The organism is Methanoregula sp. (genome assembly GCF_041663825.1).
Taxonomy (GTDB): Archaea; Halobacteriota; Methanomicrobia; order Methanomicrobiales; family Methanospirillaceae; genus Methanoregula.
On record NZ_JBAYLY010000066.1, the window covers coordinates 1 to 2,894 of the forward strand.

4 protein-coding genes are annotated in these 2,894 nt (G+C 60.9%); 3 read left to right on the plus strand and 1 reads right to left on the minus strand.

Translation table 11 applies throughout. The features are described 5' to 3' along the window. The coding region (locus WCX19_RS15000; RefSeq protein WP_373009550.1) for a hypothetical protein at window positions 1-575 on the minus strand (575 nt) is incomplete at its 3' end. A gap of 578 nt (window positions 576-1,153) precedes the next feature. Between WCX19_RS15000 and WCX19_RS15005 the strand changes: the two genes are divergently transcribed. The 3 genes from WCX19_RS15005 to WCX19_RS15015 all read left to right on the plus strand — a co-directional run. Then, a complete protein-coding gene (locus WCX19_RS15005; protein ID WP_373009552.1) occupies window positions 1,154-1,576 on the plus strand; it encodes a hypothetical protein in 423 nt (140 codons plus the stop codon). A 194-nt stretch (window positions 1,577-1,770) separates the two neighbouring features. After that, window positions 1,771-2,154, plus strand: coding sequence for a hypothetical protein (locus WCX19_RS15010; RefSeq protein WP_373009554.1), 384 nt, complete (start codon window positions 1,771-1,773; stop codon window positions 2,152-2,154). A gap of 26 nt (window positions 2,155-2,180) precedes the next feature. Further along, the coding region (locus tag WCX19_RS15015) for a hypothetical protein (protein WP_373009556.1) at window positions 2,181-2,894 on the plus strand (714 nt) is incomplete at its 3' end.

The window sequence follows — 2,894 nt, forward strand, 5'->3', positions numbered from 1 at the left end:
TCGAAACCATTCGCCTTCGCATAAACCGCGGCCGTGCAATCATCCAAAGGCGCATCAAGTGCGACCACGAGCTTACCGCGCACGGTCGGCGATAGATGGGATGACGCCGACAGGAAGAACGCGCTTTGCGCGCCTTGCAATTCCGCGGGCAAGGTGGCGCGCCATGCCGCAACGCTGCCCTCTATATTAGTGGCGTCGAATGGCGTCGAGCTCTCATCCACGTCGAGCACGATCCAATTGCGCGCTGCGGATTCGAACGCCGCCGGGCACTCGCCATCAGGATCGTCGGGTCCGCGATCATAAGCAAGGCGTCGGACTTGGCAGCCGTCACGCACGTCTTGTTGCGCTTCGGAGCGCACGGTGCCGCGAATGAGACACTGATCGGGCGTTAGCGCAGCGAGCATCGCGACGAACGCGTTGAATGTTGGTGCCTCTATTTCTTCGACGGTGAACAGCACGCCCGCGTCGTAATCGTCGGGTCGTTTAGACGCGTCGCGATAGCGCTTAGCGAGGCGCTTGCCCGGCGCCGCGCGCAGGATCGTTGCGGCGTAATGTGCCGTCGGTTGCGTCGGCATTACGCCGCTCGCGTCAGCTCTATTCCAAGTTCTTTCGCGGCTTGCCGTATCGCCGCCGCGTATATTTCGCGCACGGGCTCACCCAATAGGTAGCGGTGGACGGTGCGTTCATCGCATCCCGCGCGGGATGCGATACGAGTGCGGGTAAATCGATCCATAGTAGTGGAGGCCATTGACACCAGTCTGACACGCCCGATTTAGATGCGCAACACGATCGTTACTCTAGTGTAACTTTTTAGTTGACGGCTGCGAAAGGCCGTGTCAAATACGTTGGGCATGGCAACAGATAGCGCATATCGGCTGCGGGTAGGCGACCCAACCATGCTCGATGACCTTGGCATTGCGCTATCTGTTGCCGCTTCTATTAATGATGCTGCTCAATTGATTGGACTCGCGGGCGCATCGTCTCTGTGGCGGATTGCGGCGGACGTGCCAGCGGTTCGCGAGTTGATTCGGTGCTACTCACGTGGCCGCGGACGGCCCAAGAAAGAAGGCGTATGAGCACACCTAGTAGACCCTGCAGGCCGCTAGTGCCTCCACTATACGAGGCGCCGGTCACGGACTGGATTCGCCATCACATGTACCGCGACGCGGGATGCGCCCCCGACGGCACGCCATACTTTGCCGACCTGGCCGAAGTGCGCGCCGCCGCCCGCGACAAGCGCGACCCGCACTTCGATGAGTTACGCGACGCACGCCTGCGCATGGGACACTTGCGCTATGGCGTGTGTGGGCGGTCTGCGGACGCGTCGTACGACGTGGTCGCGTCGATGATCTCGCGACTAGAGGAGTACCGCAAGACGGGCAACCGCGAACACCTAGTGGATATTGCTAACTTGGCGGAAATAGAATGGATCGGGCCGCAACGCGAAGGCACCTATTGGGCCGCGCAAGACACCGGCGGTCATTGGAGCCTGCGCAATCAAGAGGCGCCCGCGCCGCCCGCGCTACCGGCGGCAAATTGCGATGGTTTTCTTTTCGAATTGGAGGGCGACCCGTGAACAACCCACCTTACCGCCTCGCGCATTCCGGCGTAACGATCGATCTATTGCACCCGCAACTGGACCGTATCCTACTTACAGATATCGCTCACCACCTAGCGCTACTATGTCGCTTCGGAGGCGCATGCGATGCATTCTACTCGGTTGCGCAGCATTGTTGTTTAGTCGCCACCCTAGCCGAACGCGCCGGTGAATTGCCCGCGGTCGTGCAATGGGCCGCCGTGCACGACGCGCCGGAGTATGTGCTAGACGATGTCGGAACACCCATCAAGCATTTGATGCGGGCGTCGGGGGACGAAACTTATGATCGCCTGCACGCCATTTGGGATGGCGCAATCGCGCAACGCTTCGGTCTGCGGCAGTTCCAGGCGCGGGTGAAATTCTATGATACGGCCGCCTTGCTTATCGAACGCCGTGACAACGGACCGCACGGAATTTCAGACGATGAATTCCTGGGCCGCGATTCGGCGCCATGGCGCGCGGCCGTTGGCGCGACGCCGCGGATCGTACCGTGGGTTACCTCGCGGGCGGAGCGAAACTTCTTGCGCTTGTGCGCACGATTAGAGCTAGCGCAATGAGCCGGCTATATTGGGATAAAGCGCGCTTGGACGCGGCAGTCGGTGTGCTGCGTCAGTGCCAAACACTTCGCGGGGCTATCGACGGCATGGCGACGCAGGGGATCGACGCGACGTACTGCAGTCTTGCTAACGCATTTCATCGCGCGGGTCTGCGCCCGCCTGGATCGTATCTAGCGCAGGCGCCGCATGCGACGATACCAGCGCCGCCGCCATCCGAGCCTGAGATCGATCCGCTCGACGTCGCGCGCCAGGTTCGCGCCGAAAAGCGCGCGTCGAAGTCGGACACGCGCGCCCTAGAATCGGCGCTCCGCCGCTTGGATGACACCGAGCGCACGCTTGATGCGTTCGCGGAAGTGGCATCGCGGCCCGCGCCCGATGTGGATCCGATTCGCCTTGATCCGGCGCGCCGTAATGCGCCCGCATTCCACATGTTGTCCGACGTACATTATGGATCGATCTTCACGGAAACCGACAGCACGTTTGGTAACGCCGTCAACCCCGCGATCACGGCTAACCGATTGCGTCGCGACTTCGCGGCGGTGGCTTGGAAAGTGAAAACGCATCGCCACTGGGCGAACGTAGAGCACCTAGTGATTTCGATGCTGGGCGACAACGTAGAAGGTCAGTTGCACGAGGAAACAATTGAAACGGCGCAACCCGCGCTCGAATCGCTGGTTCAATTGTATCCGATTTACCTGCACGGCTTACGCTATTTGGCGGAGCAACTAGCGCCAATTCGA